The organism is Chryseobacterium sp. L12 (assembly GCF_056133985.1).
In genome coordinates this window covers 1-20721 of record NZ_JBVYOF010000016.1, presented here as the reverse complement: position 1 = coordinate 20721, position 20721 = coordinate 1, and the positions used below count along the sequence as shown (strand labels likewise).

Annotated in this window: 22 protein-coding genes and 1 riboswitch; of the genes, 14 read left to right on the top strand and 8 right to left on the bottom strand. The window is 33.2% G+C overall.

The window, feature by feature from the left end; genetic code table 11:
- Positions 1 to 79: 79 nt before the first annotated feature.
- On the top strand, positions 80 to 2881 hold the full coding sequence (locus tag AC0NBN_RS09725) for a GH92 family glycosyl hydrolase (RefSeq protein WP_160813211.1): 2802 nt from the start codon (positions 80 to 82) through the stop codon (positions 2879 to 2881).
- 211 nt (positions 2882 to 3092) lie between these two features.
- On the opposite strand, the gene AC0NBN_RS09720 is transcribed toward AC0NBN_RS09725, so the two are convergent.
- Positions 3093 to 3809 (bottom strand): phytanoyl-CoA dioxygenase family protein, encoded by a 717-nt coding sequence (locus tag AC0NBN_RS09720; RefSeq protein WP_160813210.1) that lies wholly within the window; start codon positions 3807 to 3809, stop codon positions 3093 to 3095.
- Between the two features lie 386 nt (positions 3810 to 4195).
- Here AC0NBN_RS09720 and AC0NBN_RS09715 point away from each other — a divergent pair, with 386 nt between their 5' ends.
- The 3 genes from AC0NBN_RS09715 to AC0NBN_RS09705 all read left to right on the top strand — a co-directional run bounded on the left by AC0NBN_RS09715 (position 4196) and on the right by AC0NBN_RS09705 (position 6402).
- Positions 4196 to 4858, top strand: coding sequence for an ATP-binding cassette domain-containing protein (locus AC0NBN_RS09715; protein WP_160813209.1), 663 nt, complete (start codon positions 4196 to 4198; stop codon positions 4856 to 4858).
- A 91-nt stretch (positions 4859 to 4949) separates the two neighbouring features.
- Complete coding sequence (locus AC0NBN_RS09710; protein ID WP_474468275.1) at positions 4950 to 5690, top strand: hypothetical protein; 741 nt, start codon at positions 4950 to 4952, stop codon at positions 5688 to 5690.
- Between the two features lie 41 nt (positions 5691 to 5731).
- Positions 5732 to 5913: riboswitch (cobalamin riboswitch) on the top strand.
- A 105-nt stretch (positions 5914 to 6018) separates the two neighbouring features.
- Positions 6019 to 6402 (top strand): acyl-CoA thioesterase, encoded by a 384-nt coding sequence (locus tag AC0NBN_RS09705; RefSeq protein ID WP_143885627.1) that lies wholly within the window; start codon positions 6019 to 6021, stop codon positions 6400 to 6402.
- A gap of 38 nt (positions 6403 to 6440) precedes the next feature.
- Here the strand turns inward: AC0NBN_RS09705 and AC0NBN_RS09700 are convergent, their stop codons facing one another.
- A complete protein-coding gene (locus AC0NBN_RS09700) occupies positions 6441 to 7031 on the bottom strand; it encodes an HD domain-containing protein (protein ID WP_160813207.1) in 591 nt (196 codons plus the stop codon).
- Between the two features lie 240 nt (positions 7032 to 7271).
- On the opposite strand from AC0NBN_RS09700, the gene AC0NBN_RS09695 reads away from it, so the two are divergent.
- The 9 genes from AC0NBN_RS09695 to AC0NBN_RS09655 all read left to right on the top strand — a co-directional run bounded on the left by AC0NBN_RS09695 (position 7272) and on the right by AC0NBN_RS09655 (position 15388).
- Positions 7272 to 7601 carry a PadR family transcriptional regulator gene (locus AC0NBN_RS09695; RefSeq protein ID WP_089742584.1) on the top strand — a complete coding sequence of 110 codons (330 nt, stop codon included), beginning with the start codon at positions 7272 to 7274 and terminating at the stop codon, positions 7599 to 7601.
- A gap of 12 nt (positions 7602 to 7613) precedes the next feature.
- Positions 7614 to 9311 carry a PspC domain-containing protein gene (locus AC0NBN_RS09690; protein WP_160813206.1) on the top strand — a complete coding sequence of 566 codons (1698 nt, stop codon included), beginning with the start codon at positions 7614 to 7616 and terminating at the stop codon, positions 9309 to 9311.
- A gap of 312 nt (positions 9312 to 9623) precedes the next feature.
- The gene (locus AC0NBN_RS09685; protein ID WP_160813205.1) at positions 9624 to 10220 is read left to right on the top strand and encodes a 1-acyl-sn-glycerol-3-phosphate acyltransferase; all 597 of its coding nucleotides are present in this window, start codon (positions 9624 to 9626) and stop codon (positions 10218 to 10220) included.
- Between the two features lie 86 nt (positions 10221 to 10306).
- The gene (locus AC0NBN_RS09680; RefSeq protein ID WP_143885649.1) at positions 10307 to 10738 is read left to right on the top strand and encodes a PaaI family thioesterase; all 432 of its coding nucleotides are present in this window, start codon (positions 10307 to 10309) and stop codon (positions 10736 to 10738) included.
- A 116-nt stretch (positions 10739 to 10854) separates the two neighbouring features.
- A complete protein-coding gene (locus AC0NBN_RS09675) occupies positions 10855 to 11310 on the top strand; it encodes a hypothetical protein (RefSeq protein ID WP_160813204.1) in 456 nt (151 codons plus the stop codon).
- A gap of 51 nt (positions 11311 to 11361) precedes the next feature.
- Positions 11362 to 12426: a hypothetical protein gene (locus tag AC0NBN_RS09670; RefSeq protein ID WP_160813203.1), complete on the top strand. Its 1065-nt coding sequence runs from the start codon at positions 11362 to 11364 to the stop codon at positions 12424 to 12426.
- 6 nt (positions 12427 to 12432) lie between these two features.
- Entirely contained in the window at positions 12433 to 13509 is a 1077-nt protein-coding gene (locus AC0NBN_RS09665) for an RNA polymerase sigma factor (RefSeq protein WP_160813202.1), read from the top strand.
- 12 nt (positions 13510 to 13521) lie between these two features.
- The gene (locus AC0NBN_RS09660; protein WP_160813201.1) at positions 13522 to 14385 is read left to right on the top strand and encodes an outer membrane beta-barrel protein; all 864 of its coding nucleotides are present in this window, start codon (positions 13522 to 13524) and stop codon (positions 14383 to 14385) included.
- Positions 14386 to 14404: 19 nt separating this feature from the next.
- Positions 14405 to 15388 carry a chorismate-binding protein gene (locus AC0NBN_RS09655; RefSeq protein ID WP_160813200.1) on the top strand — a complete coding sequence of 328 codons (984 nt, stop codon included), beginning with the start codon at positions 14405 to 14407 and terminating at the stop codon, positions 15386 to 15388.
- A 166-nt stretch (positions 15389 to 15554) separates the two neighbouring features.
- On the opposite strand, the gene AC0NBN_RS09650 is transcribed toward AC0NBN_RS09655, so the two are convergent.
- The 6 genes from AC0NBN_RS09650 to AC0NBN_RS09625 are packed head-to-tail and all read right to left on the bottom strand — an operon-like array spanning position 15555 to position 20056.
- Positions 15555 to 16061: a hypothetical protein gene (locus AC0NBN_RS09650; protein ID WP_160813199.1), complete on the bottom strand. Its 507-nt coding sequence runs from the start codon at positions 16059 to 16061 to the stop codon at positions 15555 to 15557.
- Positions 16062 to 16069: 8 nt separating this feature from the next.
- Positions 16070 to 16657 carry a DUF6705 family protein gene (locus AC0NBN_RS09645; RefSeq protein WP_474468268.1) on the bottom strand — a complete coding sequence of 196 codons (588 nt, stop codon included), beginning with the start codon at positions 16655 to 16657 and terminating at the stop codon, positions 16070 to 16072.
- A 4-nt stretch (positions 16658 to 16661) separates the two neighbouring features.
- On the bottom strand, positions 16662 to 17249 hold the full coding sequence (locus AC0NBN_RS09640; RefSeq protein WP_160813197.1) for a DUF6705 family protein: 588 nt from the start codon (positions 17247 to 17249) through the stop codon (positions 16662 to 16664).
- A gap of 43 nt (positions 17250 to 17292) precedes the next feature.
- Positions 17293 to 17877, bottom strand: a complete 585-nt coding sequence (locus AC0NBN_RS09635; RefSeq protein WP_474468307.1) for a DUF6705 family protein — start codon at positions 17875 to 17877, stop codon at positions 17293 to 17295.
- Between the two features lie 46 nt (positions 17878 to 17923).
- Positions 17924 to 18511, bottom strand: coding sequence for a DUF6705 family protein (locus AC0NBN_RS09630; protein WP_160813195.1), 588 nt, complete (start codon positions 18509 to 18511; stop codon positions 17924 to 17926).
- Between the two features lie 18 nt (positions 18512 to 18529).
- Positions 18530 to 20056 (bottom strand): hypothetical protein, encoded by a 1527-nt coding sequence (locus tag AC0NBN_RS09625; RefSeq protein ID WP_474468265.1) that lies wholly within the window; start codon positions 20054 to 20056, stop codon positions 18530 to 18532.
- 141 nt (positions 20057 to 20197) lie between these two features.
- On the opposite strand from AC0NBN_RS09625, the gene AC0NBN_RS09620 reads away from it, so the two are divergent.
- Entirely contained in the window at positions 20198 to 20587 is a 390-nt protein-coding gene (locus tag AC0NBN_RS09620; RefSeq protein WP_474468262.1) for a helix-turn-helix domain-containing protein, read from the top strand.
- Positions 20588 to 20721 lie beyond the last annotated feature (134 nt).

Genomic DNA, 20721 nt, shown 5'->3' with positions numbered 1-20721 from the left:
CAATAAACTTATCTATAGATAAATTCTTTCACATCCTAAAATTTATGTATTTTAGGACGATTTTTTTAAATTGATATCCATGAAAAAAATAGTAATCATTCTTTTAGGATTTATTGCTCATAATTTGTTTTCACAAAACTTTTCACAATACGTAAACCCTTTTATCGGAACAGGCGGTCACGGTCACACTTTTCCGGGAGCAATCGTCACTTTCGGTATGGTTCAGCTTTCTCCAGATACGAGAATTGACGGAAGCTGGGACGGCTGCAGCGGTTATCATTATTCCGATTCGGTGATTTACGGTTTTTCGCACACCCATTTAAACGGAACCGGAGTTTCAGATTACGGAGATATTATGTTGATGCCGACCATGGGAAAAGCGGGTTTAACACCCAAAGAATATTCTTCGAAATTTTCTCATAAAAACGAAAAAGCAACCGCTGGATTTTATTCGGTAAAATTAGATAAAGATAATATTGATGTTCGGTTAACCACAACAAAAAGAGTGGGTTATCATGAATATAAATTTAACAAAGCCGGAAATGCGAATATTATTTTAGATTTAAATCATCGTGATAAACTTTTGGAAGGTGAAGTAAAAATTATCGACAATAAAACAATTGAAGTTTTCCGCAGAAGTGAAGCTTGGGCAACCAACCAATACATTTATGCAAGAATTGAGTTTTCAAAACCGATGAAAATTTCTAAAAAAGAAATCAACGGAAGCTCTGAAAATAATATCTTAAAAGGGACTAAATTAGTTTTAGCTCTAACCACAGCTGTTAAAAAAGGTGAAAATATTCTTGTAAAAGTGGCAATTTCACCAACTGGTTACGAAGGTGCGACAAAAAATATGCTGGCTGAAGGAAGTTCAAATGATTTTGATTTAATTAAAAAACAGGCAGAAACCGACTGGAATAAAGAGCTTTCTAAAATTGAAGTTAAATCTGACAATAAAGATAAACTGACGATTTTCTACACCGCACTGTACCATGTTTTCACACAACCCAACATCAATATGGATGTTGACGGAAAATACCGAGGCAGAGACAATAAATTTTACATGGCGAAAAACTTTGATTATTACACCGTTTTTTCGTTGTGGGACACATTTAGAGGAGCGCATCCTTTAATGACTTTAATCGACAGAAAAAGAACGGCAGATTTCGTTAATACATTCATCAAACAACGTGAACAGGGCGGAAGAATTCCTGTCTGGGAACTTGCTTCCAACGAAACCGAATGTATGATTGGTTATCACGGCGTTTCTGTAATTGCAGATGCAATGGCAAAAGGAATTACAGGTTTTGATTATGAAAAAGCTTTTGAAGCTTCAAAAAATTCGGCGATGCAGGATATTTTTGGATTAAATGCGTACAAACAGAAAAACTACATCAGCATTGATGATGAGCATGAAAGTGTTTCAAAAACACTTGAATACGCTTATGATGACTGGTGTATTGCTCAAATGGCAAAGATTTTAGGCAAAAAAGATGATTACGAATACTTCATGAAACGTTCTCAGAACTGGAAAAATCTTTACAATCCGAACAACGGTTTTATGCAGGCAAGAAAGAACGGAAACTGGTACGAACCGTTTGATCCGAGAGAAGTTAACAATAATTATACAGAAGGAAATTCATGGCATTATTCTTATTTCGTTCCGCAGGATATTTCAGGATTAATTCAGGCTCATGGCGGAAAACAGAAATTTGAACAGTTTATTGATGCTATTTTTTCAGCATCAGACAAAACAACAGGGAGAGAACAGGTTGATATTACAGGACTGATCGGACAATATGCTCAAGGAAACGAGCCAAGTCACCACATAGCCTATCTCTATAATTTCGTTGATAAACCACAAAAAACCGAAGAAAAAATAAAATACATTCTTGATAATTTCTATAAAAATGCTCCCGATGGTTTAATCGGGAATGAAGACTGCGGACAAATGAGCGCATGGTTTATTCTGAGTTCGATGGGAATTTATTCCGTAACTCCGGGAAAACCGGAATGGGAAACCGTAACGCCTTATTTTGACGAAATTAAACTTCATCTGGAAGACGGAACGACTAAAACCATCACCAAAAACACTCCAAAAAGTGAGCTTAAAACTTTAGGTTTTGAAAATGTAAAAGCTGCTAAAGATCTGAAATATTCTGAGCAGACCGCCTCACCGGTAATTGCTGCAGATCGAATTTTTGATTTTACAACTCAGGTAAAAATAACACCTCTCAACGAAAAAGATAAGGTGTATTATATGACACTGGATGAAGATGATAAAAATGTAAGAAAAACTTTTAAAATCTATAAAGAACCTTTTACGATCAAAAAAACCACACAGATTTCTGCCTATGCAGAGAGAAACGGTGAGAAAAGCGGAATTACTACTTCAGATTTTAACAGAAGACCTAATCATTGGGATATCACCATCAATTCAAACGTAAATCCTCAATATACAGCGGGAGGAAAATTTGCTTTGATTGACGGAATCAACGGTGATGTGAACTGGCGAAAAGGAGAATGGCAGGGTTATCAGGGACAGACTGTGGAAGCCATTATTGATTTTAAATCACCTCAGCAAATTAACTATATTTCCTCTACTTATTTACAAGACAGCAGAGCATGGATTTTGATGCCTAAAAAAGTAGAATATTATGCTTCTATGGATGGGAAAACGTATATTCTTCTGAAAACTTTAGAAAATAACATCGATGCAAAAGATGAAAAAGTTCAGACGAAAGATTTCTCTACCGAAGTTCTTCCTACTGAAGCCCGCTATCTTAAAGTAAAAGCTTATCATTTCGGAAAACTTCCTGAATGGCATCAGGGAGCAGGCGGAGATTCTTATATTTTTGTGGATGAGATTTCTGTGAAATAGAAATTTGCAATTTTAAATAATGAAACCTCTTTCGATTTGGAAGAGGTTTTTGTTTTTTTTTAATTAGATCTTGAAAATTGGAATCTAAAAACGCTGAGTTTGTCATTCTGCAGGAATTTCTACGTTGTTATTTAAATATAAAAGTTGTTGAGATTCCTCCGGAATGACAAAGATACCGTGAAACTTACATTTTATTAATCATGAGCAATTATTAATTCATCCTCTCCGACCAATTCAGTTCTTCCGGCAATTCTCTATCCGAAAACTCAATATGAATCACTCTTCTTTTCTTGCCGCTGGTTGTTCGGTTTGAACCGTGGAGAAGTAAAGGTTTCATTAACATAATTCCTCCTTTTTTAACAGTACAGATGGTCTCAGTTTCTACATTCCAATCGATGGTTTCTGGTCTGTAAATTCCTTTTGCGTGGGATTTTGGAACAACTTTTAAGGCTCCGTTGTTTTCGTCTGTATCATCCAGATGAATTCTTATGGTAAAAATATTTTCAAGAATATCTAAAGGCGGCTGCACTGCAAACTGATTTTGTTTGGTTGTCCATGGTCCGAAATTTTCCAGTTCTAATTTCTTATCAACTGAAATTGTTAAATCCTGATGATAAGCTACATACCAATTCGATTTTTCAGGCTTATCAAAATAAATACTCTTTACGGTAAAATAATTTTCACCAAAAATTTCTTTGATAATCGTTTTTAAATTTTCATTAAAAATCAAATCTTTTACCTCTGGAATTTCTTTTAAAAACTGCCTGATCGCAAAAAGATCTTCCGATTTCCTGAAGGTGTCTTTTGAAGAATCTATATTTTGAATTGCTTCACTTATTTTCTCGACTTCTTCTTCAGAAAAGATATTATTGATTACAGCAAAACCGTTGTCAGTAAGTTCATTTTTATAAGTCTGCAGATTTATCATATTGAACATTAGTATTTAGATTTGATTATAAATCAATACGTTTTTTCTAAATTTATCTACTAAAGTAATCATAATTTTTAAATCATGCTTAATTTTAATTACTTTTGAGAAATGTCAAAAGAACTTAAGATCCTATGTTTTTTTTTCAGGAAACTCCTGATTCCGGGAGTTTTATTTTCTTTTTTGCTATCATTGATGGTTGGATTCAATATCAAAATTTTCAGCTTAAGTTTTATGTTGCTTTTCCCACTTCTTCATTATTTTATTTATGAATTGCGGTTTAGAAATGAATATGTTTTTTATGCCAATTTCGGATTTTCCAGAATTTTTCTATGGACAATTACCGTCATTATTTCTGTTGTTTTACAATTCGTAACATTTTTATTATGAGTACGCTTCACATCGACAGCATCACAAAGTCTTACGGTAAAAAAGATATTCTGAGAGATATTTATTTGAGCTGCGAAACAGGAAAAACTATTGGGATCTTAGGAAGAAACGGCTGCGGAAAATCTACTTTGCTACAAATTATCTTCGGAACAGTAAAAGGAAAAAGTCAATACATAAGGTGGAATCATCAAATTCTGCAAAAGCAATCTGACAGAAAAAATATCATTGCTTATTTACCTCAAAGCACCTTTCTTCCGAAAAATATAAACATCAAAAAACTCATCATCCTTTTCTGCAGTCATCAAAATACCGAACAGCTATTTCAAAATGACTTAATGAAACCGTTTCTTGACGAAACTCCAAAATATCTTTCTGGCGGAGAAGCCAGAATTATAGAAATCCTGCTCTTACTGTATTCAAATGCTGAGTTTATCTTGCTTGATGAGCCATTTCAAAATTTATCTCCCAAAATAGTTTCGGAAATAAAAACAATTATCAGACAGCAAACTCAGAATAAAGGATTTATAATTTCTGATCATCAATACCAAGACGTTATTGATATTGCAGATGAGCTGCATCTTCTTTCTGAAGGCTGTTTACGACCAGTAAAAGATTTATCTGATCTCAAACAATTTAATTATCTTCCAAAAAATATTTAATTTATATCTTTGGACTATAATATTCTCAATAAAAATGAAATTCATCAATAAACTAATATACTTATCTATATTCAGCATTTTTTCAATTTGTTTGATTCAGGCACAGAATAAAATTCCTTTTGGTGTTGTAAAAGCCACAGAAGGATATGCAATGGTGCGTGTACACAAAGAAGATTACCGAAAAATAGTAGACAAAATAAGAATGAAGAAGGGCGATGTTTTCGTATATGTGAAACCCGCTCCCGGAGAAACCGACTGGATCTGGATAAAATATCCTGAAAAAGACGAAATCCCAAAACCATTTGTAAGATATGACAGTCTTACAAAAGAAGGCATGGTAAATAAAGAAAGAATTGCATTTATTGACCAGCTCCCAAAATTTACACCTTCAAAATCAAAAAACGGGAGGTCACTTATATTTACGGATGATACCAACCAGAAAATCCCCACTAATGAACGTACAAAAGTGATCATTGATGTATATCCTTCCAGCGCAAAATTCAAAAAGCAGGAAAAAGATACAGAAGGAAATATCATCAAGATTGATAAGCAGAAACCATGGGGAATCGGCAAAGAACTGCCGGAAGGACTTACTGAGGTAAAATCTATCAGAGTACAGCAGCCGGGAAGAGGATCTGTTTTTGTAAGAGAAGCGATCAAGAATATGTTTGAGCCTACAATGGATTTTGATAAAGCCGGGGTTTCTTCTATTGATAAAGATCATATTTTCTTGTACATGATCAACGGTTCGGGAGCAAACAGATATACTACATTCTGGACGATCAAGGAAGGAAAAGTAATTAGCCAGATTGTATATCATAATCCTGAATAAAAATCTGAATTTTAATTCTTATTTTTGTCCTCAGAAAGCGCATAAGCTTTCGGAAAAATGGTTTTGCTTAACCGCAGATGAAAAGGGAATCGTGTGAAAATCACGAGCTGTCGCGCAACTGTAAGTAACGCTAATCTTTATCACAAAACCACTGTGCAAAGTCATGGGAAGGAGATAAAAGATAGTTATCAGCCAGGAGACCTGCCAATTTTCTTTAGAATAAAACTTTCGCGATTTGAAGTTTTTGATTAGCAGATTTTCGGAGATTTTTATCTCTGCTTATTTTCTATTGTCTTAAACTTTCATTTTGCCTTAAATTTATAATGAAATGACAACAGAAGAAAGAATTGAAGCTTCCGAAACCAGAATTTTTAAAGCCGTTTTCCCGAATACAACCAACCATTATGACACCCTTTTCGGTGGTACTGCCATGCAGCTGATGGATGAAGTAGCTTTTATTGCAGCCACCAGATTTGCCAGAAAACGTGTTGTAACTGTAAGCAGCGACAAAATTGACTTTAAAAAGCCAATTCCCGCAGGAACAATTATTGAACTTATCGGAAAAGTTTCTCATGTCGGAAGAACCAGCATGAAAGTAAACGTAGAAATCTACACCGAACAGATGTACTCCTATGAAAGAGAAAAAGCGATTACAGGAGATTTTACTTTTGTGGCAATTGATGAGTTTAAAAAACCTATTCAGATATTGTGAAAAATCGGCGGGCTTTGCCCGCCGATTTTTTTTATATACTATCTTAATACTTTTTCGGTTTCCAGATTCAGATTCAGCAGTTGATGAAAAGCCTCTCCCATTTCATCGGATGCTCTGCATATAGCATTTTCAAGCATATTTCGGATCTGAAGCTCTGTAACTTTAGCTTCTGTCCAGCTTTTTCCTGAGGTATGGGAATTTAATATAAAAGGCATAATTCTGTCAATAGCACATGCAAAGATAGCATCCGGAGTCTGCTCTTCTTCAAATTCCAGCCAGAGATTAAAAAATTCTGACCGAAGCGGCTCATCCAAAATTCCGAAAATTTTCTGAGCAGAAATTTTTTCCCTTTCAAATTTGCCAACCATGGCTGCTTCGTCAAACAGAAAAGTATCGCCGGCTTCAATTTCAACCAAGTCATGGATGGAAAGCATTCTGATTACTCTCAGCAAATCAATATCTGCTCTGTTTTTTGCATAAGGAAAAAGGATCTGAGCCAGAATAATGATCTGCCACGAATGTTCCGCTGTATTTTCTCTGCGGGAATCATCTGCATTATAATTTCTTCGCTGAACATTTTTCAATGCATCTACAGCGATAATAAAATCTATTTCTTTTTGAATTTTCATGCTGCAAAATTACATTATTTAGACGAAAATTTAACTTTAATTAAAATCTACAAATTACAACAATAATTTTATTATACTGAAAATCAATATTTTATGATAAATAATAAAAATATTTTACTACTTTGTATTGCATAATACCATTTTAATTACATATCTTTGTAATATAAAATCAGAATAAGTTCATCTAGCTAGGAACTTTAATCTGAAATGATGATAACTAATTAATAAAACCAATTAACAATGAATACCGAAAATACCAAAGCGCAAATGCGAAAAGGGATTCTGGAATTCTGTATTTTAAGCCTTATCAATTATCGCGAAATGTATGTTTCTGATCTGATTGATGAGCTCAAAAAAGGAAAACTGGATGTAGTGGAAGGAACACTCTACCCTCTTTTAACAAGATTGAAAAATGGAGAATTTCTTTCTTACAGATGGGAAGAATCAACGGGTGGACCACCAAGAAAATATTATCAGATTACTGAAAAAGGCAAAACTTTTCTTACCGAACTTCAGAATACATGGAAAGAACTGACAGATTCTGTAAACCAAATCACTCAAAAAAATTAAAAACAAAAAGCTATGAACAAGACACTCTCAATAGGACTCGCAGGTTTTTCTTTTACCATAGAAGAACACGCATATATAAAGCTCAGTGATTACTTGAACGCTCTGAGAAGCTCTCTGGATGTTTCGGAAGCAGATGAGGTAATGCATGACATAGAAATAAGAATGGTTGAAATCTTCAAAGATTCTTTAGGAAGACGCGAGGTGATTAATGACGCTGATGTAGAAAAAGTAATTGCACAGATCGGCTCACCTGAAAAAATTGAAGAGCAGGAAGAAGCATATTACTCAGAAAAGAATTCTAAAGCAAAAACCTCAGGAACTTATTATACCGATAAAAAGCAACTGTTCAGAGATCCTGAAAAACAAAAAATAGCAGGTGTATGTGCTGGTTTGGCTGCTTATTTTGGTCTGGAAATCAGCTGGATGAGATTAATCTGGGTAGGAGCATTTATCCTGTTATGGATCGCACCAGGATCATCTTTCTTAGTGATCATTCTTTATATCATTCTTTGGGCAGTATTACCAAAAGCGGAAACTGCATCAGATTTCTTGAAAATGAAAGGCAAACCGCTCAATTTTGATAATTTGAAGGAAGAATCCAGCAAAATTGTACAATTTGCCAATGAAACCACAACAAGAGCAGGAGAAATATATATTGAAAACAAACCTTACGTTAACAAAGCAGGAAGTGGAATCTGGAATGTTCTGAAATATGTTATCGGAATTTTCTTCGCCATGATGGCAATAAGCAGTATTATCGGAGTATTTGTGGTTTTCGGACTTTTTGGAATTGATTCTAATTTTCCTGGTGCCAATGAAATGAAATTTTATTTTGACGACAATGGTTTGTATAATGTTCTGGCTGCATTAATCATCATCGGATCTTTGATTCCAGCTATACTTTTTAGCCTGTTGAGCATCAAAATTTTCTCTCCAAAAACAAAATTGAGAAACATCGGATGGGTTTTAGGTGCTTTATTTCTTACTTTGATCGGCTTAGGAACTTACTTCGGAGTAAGCATGGCAAAAAGAGAAATGCTTTTTACAGGTCATAAGGAAGATACCGAAGAGATCGCCATCAATACTCAGTCTGATACCATTTATGTAGATGTAAAGCAAATTACCATTCCTCAGAATTTTGTAGGCTATGATGATGATCTGTACTCTGATAAAAGCTATGTTTATAAAAAAGACTGGATCCATGTAGACATTACCAGAAAACCGGATATTAAAACCCCTTATCTTATCATAAAAAAAGATGCAAAAGGATACAATGTTCCGCTGAATGTGCATGTTCCCGTAGAAATTATGAACAATAAAGTAATTCTTCCAAATTATGTAAAATATCCTTACGACCACCGTTTCAGAGATTATCATATTGACTACGAACTGGTTATCCCGGAAACTTCAATAGTAATTTCACTGAAAGATAACGACATCAACCTAAATGGTGATGCAGACGGAAATGGCATCAATGACAATGATGAGAATGAATATGAAGGAGAAAGCGAAAATGTGATCAAGATAAATGGTTCTACTATAGAGTATAATTCTGATGATAAAGACAGTGTAATCATCAATGGCAAAAAATACCCTAAAGGCGAAGCAAAGCAGGTGATGGATACGATGAAGAAAAAAATCGGTGAACTAGAAAATGTTGACATCAAAATAAAAGACGGCAAAAAAGAACTATCTATTAAAACTAAATAATTAAACTTTAGAGAGTGCGGAAGGTGTGAATGGAAGGCAATCGTTTGAAATTCACACTCTTCTTCTCTCAAAAAATTAAAATAATTTTCAATCTAAAGTGTTTTATTACAGAAATAATTCTTATATTCGTACTTTAAAATATCACAAATTATAAACGCAAAAAAAATTAACCCATGGTACAAGTAGTTTTAGAAATCGCAGTAAAAATCGCAGATTTTATCAGCAGTTTATTTTAAGAGCAACAATATTTCAATATATTTGTAGAGTATAACCATTTTTTGGTTATACTTTTTTGTTTTAAACCGAAAAAAAATGAGAAAACTGATTGGCAAACTGATGCTGAAAATTCTTGGCTGGAAAGTTGTACTTCAAGGAAACGTTGATAATCTTGACCGCTGCATCCTTGTCGTAGCTCCCCACACCCACAATATGGAATACCTGTTAGGAAATCTTGCTTATTGGTCTTTAGGAAAAAAATTAAAAATAATCATCAAAGATGCTCATACCAAATCGTGGTATGGATCTATTGTAAAGGGTTTGGGAGGAATAGGAATTGACAGAAGCCAGAAAAATGATCTTGTTAATTTTGTTGCCGGACAATTTGCCAAAGAAGATTTCAGTCTTGTAATTACACCGGAAGGAACAAGAAGCTGGGTTCCGAAGTGGAGAAAAGGTTTTTACCATATGGCATTGGCGGCAAAAGTACCAATAGTTTTGGCAGCCGGAGATTTTAAAAGAAATATCATCTATTTGGGCTATCAGATTTCTTATGAAAGATTAGAATCTGCAAGTTTTGCTGAAATTATGAAAGAAATTGAGGATTATTACATTAAAAATGATATTGTCCCAAAAGTTCCTGCCAACTGGAATCCTAATATTATGGGAAATGAAACAGAAGTTAGAAGTTAGAAGTTAGAAGCAAAATTACTTTTTACTCTTTTACTTTTTATCATTTTCTATTCATCATCCATTAATTATCATTCATAAAAATGTATATACAAAATAAATCTAAAGAAGAGATTCTGGAATTTTTAAATAACTGGGGCGGCGAAATTACTTTAGCCAAAACCCTGGAAATAAAATTTACAGATATTGATCTTGAAAAAGAAATGCTTACCGCAACCATGCCTGTACAGCCTAAAGTACACCAGCCGTTCGGAATTTTGCATGGTGGTGCAAGCTGTGTTTTGGCAGAAACATTGGGATCAAGCCTGTCTAATCTATTTATTGACGGCAGCAAATATTACGGTGTGGGAACTAATATTAACTCCAATCATCTCAGAAGTAAAAAAGACGGTACAGTGACGGCAGTTGCCAGATTCATCCGAAAAGGAAAAACCATGCATGTTTCAGAAATTGAAATAAGGGACGAGAAAAATCAGCTTATCAATCATACCACGATGACCAACAATATCATCAACCGATAACTTCACATTAAAAAATATTAAGGACTCAATAAAAATTTGAGTCTTTTTTTTATGTTTTGCTGCAACCTTTTGATTTTTTTTCATCATATATACAGAAACCCTTAAATTTATAGATCATGAAAAAACTTCTACTCTTTTTGTTAATCTCAGTTTTATTTATCAATTATTCCTGTAATGATAAGGATGAAAATATTGAAAGTAAAACACAAATTAATTTCCAGTTAATCGGAAAAGGAGAACTCATTGGAAACAGCCTGACACAGCAAAATCTTGTCATCACCAATTCTGCACAATGGACTACCCTTCTCAGTACTCTGGATGCGAACAATAATGTATCAGGAGGATTTACCGAAACGAATATTGATTTTAACCAGTACATGGTAATTGCGGTTTTTGATCAGACTTACTTAAATGGTGGGCATTCAATTGATATTATTGCAGTAGATGAAACAGCATCAAATCTGGAAATAAATGTAGAGAAATTATTGCAGGGCAATGTAACGTCAATCGTCACCCAGCCTTATCATATTGTAAAAATACCTAAAATTGCAAAACCTGTAACATTTTATTAAAACTCACTGCAACCTTTTTATAATTCTTTATCTTAATAGAAAATAATAACCATGAGAAATTTAATTTTACCTTTTATTTTGTTGTTAACTTTTGTATTTTATTGCAGGGAGAATGAAACTGAAGATCTGGAAAAAAATGTTAATTCTGTAGACCTTTATGTTGCTGGTGCAGAAAACAATCAAGCTTGTTATTGGAAAAATGGGCAAAAGGTTATTTTACAAAACGGAACTGGACTGTATGCTCACCAGATTATTGTTGAAAATAACAACATCTATGTTTTGGGCTCAAAAACTAGTGAGTACATGCTGGATTTACCCTCAAAACATCATTATTTATGGAAAAACGGAAACAGATACAATTTGGATGAATATTTAGAAGATGTTCCAAATCCAGGACCAAATAGTCATTTCGGAATAAATTCTAAAATGATTGTTGAAAATGGTAATATTTATTTGTCTGGTTATATCACAATTTATAATGCTTCTTCAGCATCTCCAATTACAAGCTATTATTCTTGGAAAAACGGAATTAAAACTTTAATTTCAAATGATACTGATGTTGCTTTTCATTCATCTTATGATTTAATAAATAATGAAATTTATTATAGTATAAGAAAAAATTATCAATATAATCCTCCTACCTGGGAAACGGGTTTTTTTAAAAATAACATATATTTTTCTTTAGCTACCAACTCTGATGTTAAAAGCTTACATGTTGATAATTCAGGAACATACGCTCTAATTAAAAATGTAATGAATGGTGAGAAATATTTAAAAAATATAAATACAAACGCTATTTTGCAATTACCTTCAAATCCTCCTGGAGAAATCTTGGATATACTTTGGATAGATAACGATAAATATTATATTGGAAATAATTTTTACTACAAAAACAATACTTTAATCCAACTAAATGACCCAAATGGATATAATATTATTCGCGGATTTAAAGTAAAAAACCAACAAGTATATACAATTAGATATAAAGATGGGATAAATATTGGAGATTATGCTAAAGTATTTATTAATGATATTGAATTTCAAAATATGGCTCAGACATTAACATCAACAGCAGATCCGAATGTAGGAGGTCTTTTATCAATATTTATAGATTAATTGTAAATGCAAAAACTCAACTGGCAAAAAATTTACCTCAACTATTCCCCAAAACTCTTGGGGATTTGCCGGCGTTATGTAGCAGATCTTCAGGCTGCTGAAGATATTGTTCAGGACAGTTTTATGACAGCCATTGAGAAAAACCAACAGTTGAAAGATGAAAAGGCTGTTTTTGGATGGCTCAGAAAAATTGTTATCAACAACGCCTTGCAATACATCCGAAAAACAAGTGCAGAAAATTTTGCAACCACAGAAATATCAGAAATTGCCGAAATAACCGATACCCATCCCGCAATGGACGAAAAAAAGCACATCCTAATATATGATTTCACGAGAGAAGAGCTGTTGAAGTCTATCGACAGCCTTCCCTCTCATCACAAATCTGTTTTCAATCTCTATTTTATTGAAAACTACACCCATTCAGAAATTTCAAACCTGCTTCAAATCCCTGTAAACACTTCAAAGTCGCATTTATTAAGGGCGAAAAAATCAGTTCAGGATTATTTGATGAAAAATTTTGGAAACAGGCAAAATGCCAAAAACAAAACTGCTCAGATTCTTGTTTTTCTTGGCTTCGGCGGACTTTTATGGGCACAGACTTTTCAAAATAAATTTTCAGATTTTGAAATTCAGCCGCAAAAACTACCCGAATTTTCGGGAAGTACTGACTTGCAGAATTATTCTGGTTTCAATCAATATTTCAAAAAAAATCTTGTAACTGCTGCAACTTTTTTAATCCTGATGACAGGACCTGCATTTTTCTTCAGACCAATACCTTCACTTTCTGCAACAAAAAATAATATAAGCTTATCTGAAAATCATTTAGAGCAAAACATAAAAATTGAAGCAAATCATACATCACAGCAGGAAAAAATAAAAATTTCAACTATTAATACTGATTTAAAAGAAAATTCAGAAGTGACTTTACCAAAATCAGAAGTCGCACAAATAATTTTAACACAAAGTAATTCTGAAAAAAAACCGCTTACAAAAACAATCTCTCGACCGACTGAAGAAAATACTGCTCCTGTCGTTATAGTTAAGAAAATCATCCAGAGAGATACCATATTTATAGAACACTAAACTATTCTGCTTTTGAAAAAACTAATATTCTTTTTATTTATACTGTTTTACACTTGCTTTCAGGCTCAGAGAAAAAAAACCGACACTATTTATATTTATGAAAAAGTAATCGTATATGATACCATTTATCTTGAAAAAGCCATCCAATTAAAACCTGCAAATCTTATGTTTTCTTCTTTCGAAATTAAGGAACAAGAAATTAAAGAAATCAGTCGAAGCATTGATGAAGAACAAATAAAAAAAATTAAAACGAAAAGCTTTCAATACGGAATTCAGGCAGGAATTGGTTTCAAAAAAGCAAGCTGGGCTGAAATGCTGTCAGAAAAGAATCAACAGTTCGGACAAAATTTTGGAATATGGATTTCTAAAAGCATCATCAATCCTAATTTTTCTCTGATGTTTTCCGTTAATATTCATCAATGGAATTCTACTTTTGATCTGGACGCCAATAAACAAGAAACATACCTTGACGGATTTTATTTTTCTGAAGACGATCAGCCTCTGCTCTTCCAAAGATTTAATAATAAACATTTCGAGTATATCTTGCAGCTAAAAGCAGTATACGAATGGAAAAAAATTCGTCCTTTTGCTGGAATTTTAGCCAGCCAGAATGTTTATAAAATGCAATTTTTGACTCCTGAAAACTATGTGTTGAACAAATTGGATGATTTTAAAAGCAATCAAATCAATTTCGGATTTTCTGCAGGTCTTCAGTATCGGGTTTTCAGTCGTTTTTTTATTGATTTTGAATATCAGCAATTCAGAATTAAGAATCTTTCTCTAAAAAATTCCGCATTTGACTTTGACATATTTAAACCGAATAATACCTTTGCTGAAAGAAAATTCTTACTCGGAATTTCTTACCAGATCAGATAATTCAGAAAAGCGCTACTTTATGATTTACTTTCAGTTTCCTTTTGACGAAAAATTTTATTCTACCGATGAAAAATATGAGATATATCCCATAGAATTTCATTCATTTGACAATGCGGAAATTAAAAATTTCAAAGGAAAAATAGTGGAAATCAGTAAGGAAGAATTTAATATACTAAATATAAATTCTGCCACTCTCCATGATGATGAAGAAGTAAAATATAAAGCTGAAAACAAAGAGGAATACCTGAAAAAGCTGGAAGAAGTAATCGAAATTATCAAAGAAAATAAACTACCGAAACTTGTTCTGTCAAGAAGAAAAATTATCCGTGATTTTAATTCCTTAAATCTTACCAAAAGTTTTTCAAATCTTTGCCTGAATTATCCAAATGCCTTTAAATACGTGTTTTTTGACGGAAAAGATTCCTGGATGGGGGCTTTCTCAGAAGTTTTGGGAAAATTCAATAAAACTACTGAAGAATTTGAAACGATGAGTCTTGCTGGCACCATTCCTGTGCATGAAAACTGGTCACAAAAAGAAATTGAAGAACAAAAGCCGGTTTCAGATTACATCCGGAATATTCTACAACAGTACGATTTTGAAAATACATTAACAGAATCTGAAACCTATGATCATATTTCAGGGAATATTAAACATTTAAAGACAGATTTTAAGCTGAAAATTAATCCTGATAATCTTGACATAATCATCAGCGAACTGCATCCTACTCCGGCGGTTTGCGGTATTCCAAAAGATTTTTGCGTAGATCAGATCAAAAGAACCGAAAAATTTCCTCGCGAACTGTATGCAGGATATATCAAAATTGAAACAGAACATCATATTCAGTTTTTTGTCAATCTGCGTTGTGCCAAGCTGTATAAAAATGCTGTTCATCTATTCGTAGGCGGCGGAATCACCGCAGAAAGCAGTCCGGAAAAAGAATGGAACGAAACAGAACTGAAATCAGAAGCTGTTTTAAAAAATCTTGTAGTGAATAGAATGTAATCCTAATAAAATATAAATTATAAAACAAATCCTCCTGAAATTTAGGGAGGATTTGTCTTATAAACGGGTATTTTTTAAGAGTTTAATCTATTGTTTTGTCAATATAATATCAGGATTTAGAATAGTTCCAAATATAGCGAGCTAATAACAACTGGTATCTAAAATATTATTCTTTTGTATTTTCTTTAAACTTATTAATACCGTATATTTCTACATTAGCAAGTTTTAATATAGATTTTACAGCAAATAGGAGTTCTTTAGAAGGTGTCGTTTTTTCGTCAAAATTAAAGCCATGTAAAGAATATTCTATTTGTTGAAAATTATTAGACATAAATTTTAACCATATTGAATCACCATCTATAAACAAGCGATTATCACTCAATATATCATTAGTTCTGATGTTTAAAAGATTACTACAGATTTTATTATACTCCTCTCTTTTTATAAAAAATTGCTTTGTCTCATATTTCCTACTTTCTTGCGAATATTCTTTCACTTTCATTATTATTTCTGCGTCTTTCTTTTCGGTATCAGTATTAATTATTTCGACTTCAATAGTAGAGTTTGGAGTAATTGATTGCGAAGTTTCTAGAGAAATTCGCCATAATATAGCATTTTGCCCATAAATACTAAAGAAAATGAATACAAAAAATAAGATCAATACATTTTTCATAACTGTTTCTACTGCTTTATAAATATAGCACTTCCCGGTAAAGGTCTGGGCAGTTGATCTTCGGGGTAATTATAAAAAAAACAGTCTGAATCAATTTCATATTTATTCTGAAAATAATCCCATTGAAGTTGGGTTTTTGCAGGGTTAATGAAATTTATTACGATATTTCCAGTCGTGTAGCATAAATCTGGATCCATATATAGCAAAGAATATCTGTCATCTGCTTTTCTAAAGCTTAAACCCTCAATTTTCACCTTATCATCAGGTAAAGAAGTGTTATCAAAAAGCACAGTTCCGTTATTGGCTATTGTTTTAAAACGAATTACTAAGTTATCTAAATAATATTGACTAACCCAATCGTAATATTTTACTCGCTTAGCAATATACACATAAGTTGTTCTATCATTCCAGATTGCTTTCCATATTCCTATATAATTATTGAGTTCATTTTGAGTGTCTCTCAGATAATAGCATTCATTTCTGGGTACACTCGTTGTTACAGATCTTAGAGGAACTTCTATAAATGTTGAGCACTTTTGTTGGGAAAAAACAAAAGTGCATAGTACTAAATACAGCATAACTAAAAATCTTTTCAACTCTTTACTGCTTTATAAATATAGCACTTCCCGGTAAAGGTCTGGGTAGTTGATCTTCGGGGTAATTATAAAAAAAACAGTCTGAATCAATTTCATATTTATCCTGAAAATAATTCCATTGAAGTTGCGTTTTTGCAGGATTAATGAAATTTATCCTTACTTCACCTGATGTTAAGCATAAATCTGGATCTTGGTATATAAACCCATAACGATCATCTGCTTTTCTAAAGTTTAATCCTTCTATTTTTGCTTGTTCATCTAATAATAATGTATTATCAAAAAGAATGGCTCCATTACTATCTATAGTTTTAAACTTAATTATAAGAAAGTCTTTATTAAACTTAAAAACATTATCATATTTATTCGTAATTTTTTTTATATATATAAATGTGGATTTATTATTCCAACTTGCTTTCCATGTTCCTACATAATCATTAAGTTCATTTTGAGTATCTTTTCTATAATAACATTGGTCTTCCGGAATATCTGTGTAAGTACGTAAAGGGAGTATGGTGTATTGACTGCAATTGGATTGTGGAAATGATTTACAAGACATCATGATCATCAACACTAAAATTATATTTCTCATCATTTGTAATTAGCAAAGATATCTTAAGAGTAGCTTAGTAGGTGTTCTATTGTTTTGTCAATATTATATCAGGATTTGGCAATGGTTCCGGTCTGTCTGCCTGAGGCCAGCCGTGAAAATAACAATCACTTGTTAAAACCTCATTACGCTGATTAAAAGAAAAATGCAGCTGGGTTTTTGCAGTATTGGCAAATGTAAGAAAAATTGTTCCACTCATCCCACATACATCCTTATCATAATAAGTAATAATATATTTATCTGTTATATTCTGAAATCCTAATCCCTGCATTTTTGCATTATCATCAGCAATCTGTAAATTATTAAACAATATATTTCCGCTGCTGTCTACGGTTTTAAATTTACCGATTATGATATCTGCGTTGTAATTTAATGTTGTATCATATTGATTGATCTTTTTATTGAAAGTAATAAAAATAGTTTTGCCATTCCAGACTCCTTTCCAAGTTCCTACAAAAGCCTGAAGCTCATTATTGGTATCTTTACGGTAATAGCACTGGTCTTCTGGAATGTTATAGGTGCGTAACGGCACTATTGTATATTGTGTACAATTGGATTGTGGAAATGATTTACAATATATCATGATCATCAACACTAAAAATATATTTCTCATCATTTGTAATTAGCAAAGATATCTTAAGAGTAGCTTAGTAGGTGTTCTATTGTTTTGTCAATATTATATCAGGATTTGGCAATGGTTCTGGTCTGTCTGCATGAGGCCAGCCGTGAAAATAACAATCACTTGTTAAAACCTCATTACGCTGATTAAAAGAAAAATGCAGCTGTGTTTTTGCAGCATTGGCAAAGGTAAGATAAATTGTTCCACTCATGTCACATACATCCTCATCATAATAAGTAACAATATATTTATCTGTCATATTTATAAATCCTAATCCCTCCATTTTTGCATCATCATCAGCGATCTGCAAATTGTTAAACAGGATATTTCCATTGCTGTCTACGGTTTTAAATTTACCGATAATAATATCTGTATTAAAATTAAGTCCTTCTTTATATTTATTTGCCACTTTTTTAAATGAAATAAAAATAGTTTTACCATTCCAGACTCCTTTCCAGGTTCCTACAAAAGCCTGAAGCTCATTATTGGTATCTTTAAGATAATAACATTGGTCTTCCGGAATATCTGTATAAGTACGTAAAGGGAGTATGGTGTATTGACTGCAATTGGTTTGAGGAAATGATTTACAAGACATCATGATCATCAATACTAAAAATATATTTCTCATAATTGTTAATTTTAAAATTTAAGGACAAGGTATTTTAACTAAAGTTTTTGTGTTCGGATCATATTCCATCTTCTCCGCTGTATCTGCGGTTACTTTGTACACTTCCAAACCGTCTATATTTACATTTTGTTTTAAAAACCTGGCAAATGTTTTTTCAGCGTCATTCTGTGAAATAGTTCCATCACTTTGTGTTATACGTTTAAAAATATTATCATAGATCTTATTTAATTTCTTAATATCGAAAGACAAATCTTGTGGTGCTGTGCTTCCCGTATATTGCAGCATATAACTACCTCCCGAAGTTACGGTAAAATAATAAGCTTTTGAATAATCACCATATACATTACCCGCCTGTTTTACCATTTTGAATAAAAAAACCATTATATCTTTAGGTGAAGGAACTAAAATATTCCCTTCACCTTTACAGGTATAATCATTATGTGTATGACCAAATCCTGTAATTCCTGTTGAAACACTTGGCAAATCTACATGATGAGAACATGGTGGTCCACTTGCAGAGATAAAACTTTGGGTAATAGATCCGTTCACAATGGTTGCTTTTTCATAAAATCCTACTTCATGATTTTTTTGGAAGTTTTCCTGCTTGTTAAGCGAATTAAATTGGTCTTTAATTCTTGTGTCAACAAATTTCTGTTTTACCTTGCCGCACGGTGTTTGCGAAGGTCTGATAATTGTCTCCGTTGGAACTCCGATATTACATCCGGTTGAACTTACCAAGCCTACCTGCGATGGGTTTGTAGCATTTGTGCTGCAGTCATCGGGCGGAGTTCCAGGATTAGTATTGTTATCGTTTCCTCCTGGTCCTGCTTCGGGAGGGGCAATCACATGATCTACAGGTTCAGCCACATATTGGCAGTCCCAAAAAACGCCTGTTACCCAATGAGCACGATTATCCCCTGTATAAGGACAGCCCGGCTGTCCCGGCAAATGCTTTTCAGGACCGATGCATGGTACAGGATAAGAATAGTACTGCGGTGTACAAGACGTTCTTTGCGAAAGAGATGAGAGATTACTGATGCTCGCCAACTCAGTCACCTGTTCTTTGTTTTTAAAATCTACATATTCTTTATTGGCAATCTTGGCTTTGTCTGCTTCGGTAAGATTCAGGACAATATGAAACACCCTGTAGCTACCGTCTGTATTGGGAGTGAGAAGAATATTTTCTACCGGTGCATTGGCAGATGCGTTGTCACGGATGACGCTGAAGGTGTAGGTGTGAAAATCGGGACCGTTTTCTATGTAAATAACTTCATCGGTATCAATGGTAATTCCGTTTCCGATGTTTACCGATTTACCCTGCACTTTGAGTGCTTTTTTCTCTATTGCTGTTTCTGCTTTTTCAAGATCGGGAAGAAGCTGGGTTCTGTGCTTGGCTTGGCTAAGAGAAATTCTTTGAGAAGTCAATCGCAAGCCCGTGTTGCCGTGCATTTCTTCTTCGTTGTGAAAGTCTTCGGTGCGGCAGGAGAACGCCGAGACACCGACCACAAGAATCAGGCAGAGCCTGAGAAATAATTTTTTCTTCATGTTTTGTAGTTTTTTAAAGGTTTAAATATATAAAAATTCTGAAAACAAAAATGAAAAAAAACATCTGAAAAACAATGCCCTGTTTTTGATGCATCATTATTTTAATAAAAAAATTATATTTGCCTTAGCTAAACAGAGATCATGAATACAACCATTGGAAAAAGAATACGAACGTTCAGGGAAGACAAAGGCTTCTCACAGGAAGAACTGGCAGAAAAACTGCACATTTCACGGTCTACGTATCAAAGGATAGAAAACGGTGAAACCAACTCTTGGATCAACCATATCGAAAATATCTGCCATTCTTTGGAGGTAAATCTGGACGATATTTTGAAGCCGGAGGAAGGATATACACAGATCAATAAAGAAAATTCAGCGAATGAAAATTCCAGCAACAATATGATTCAAAATCAAACAAATAATTACAATATTTCAGAAAAAATGCTGGAAAATCTTTATGACACGATTGCTTCCCTTAAAGAAGAGAACAGATTGCTGAAAGAAGAAATCAATCTTTTAAAATCAAAATAAAACCAACGGATAACATCAATTTTCTGAGGTTTAAAAAGGGATTTTAGAAGAATAAAAAAAGTCATTAGTCTTTCTTTTAAAAATGAGACGTGTCAATCGATAAAATGACACGTCTTATTTTAACGTGAGTTCGG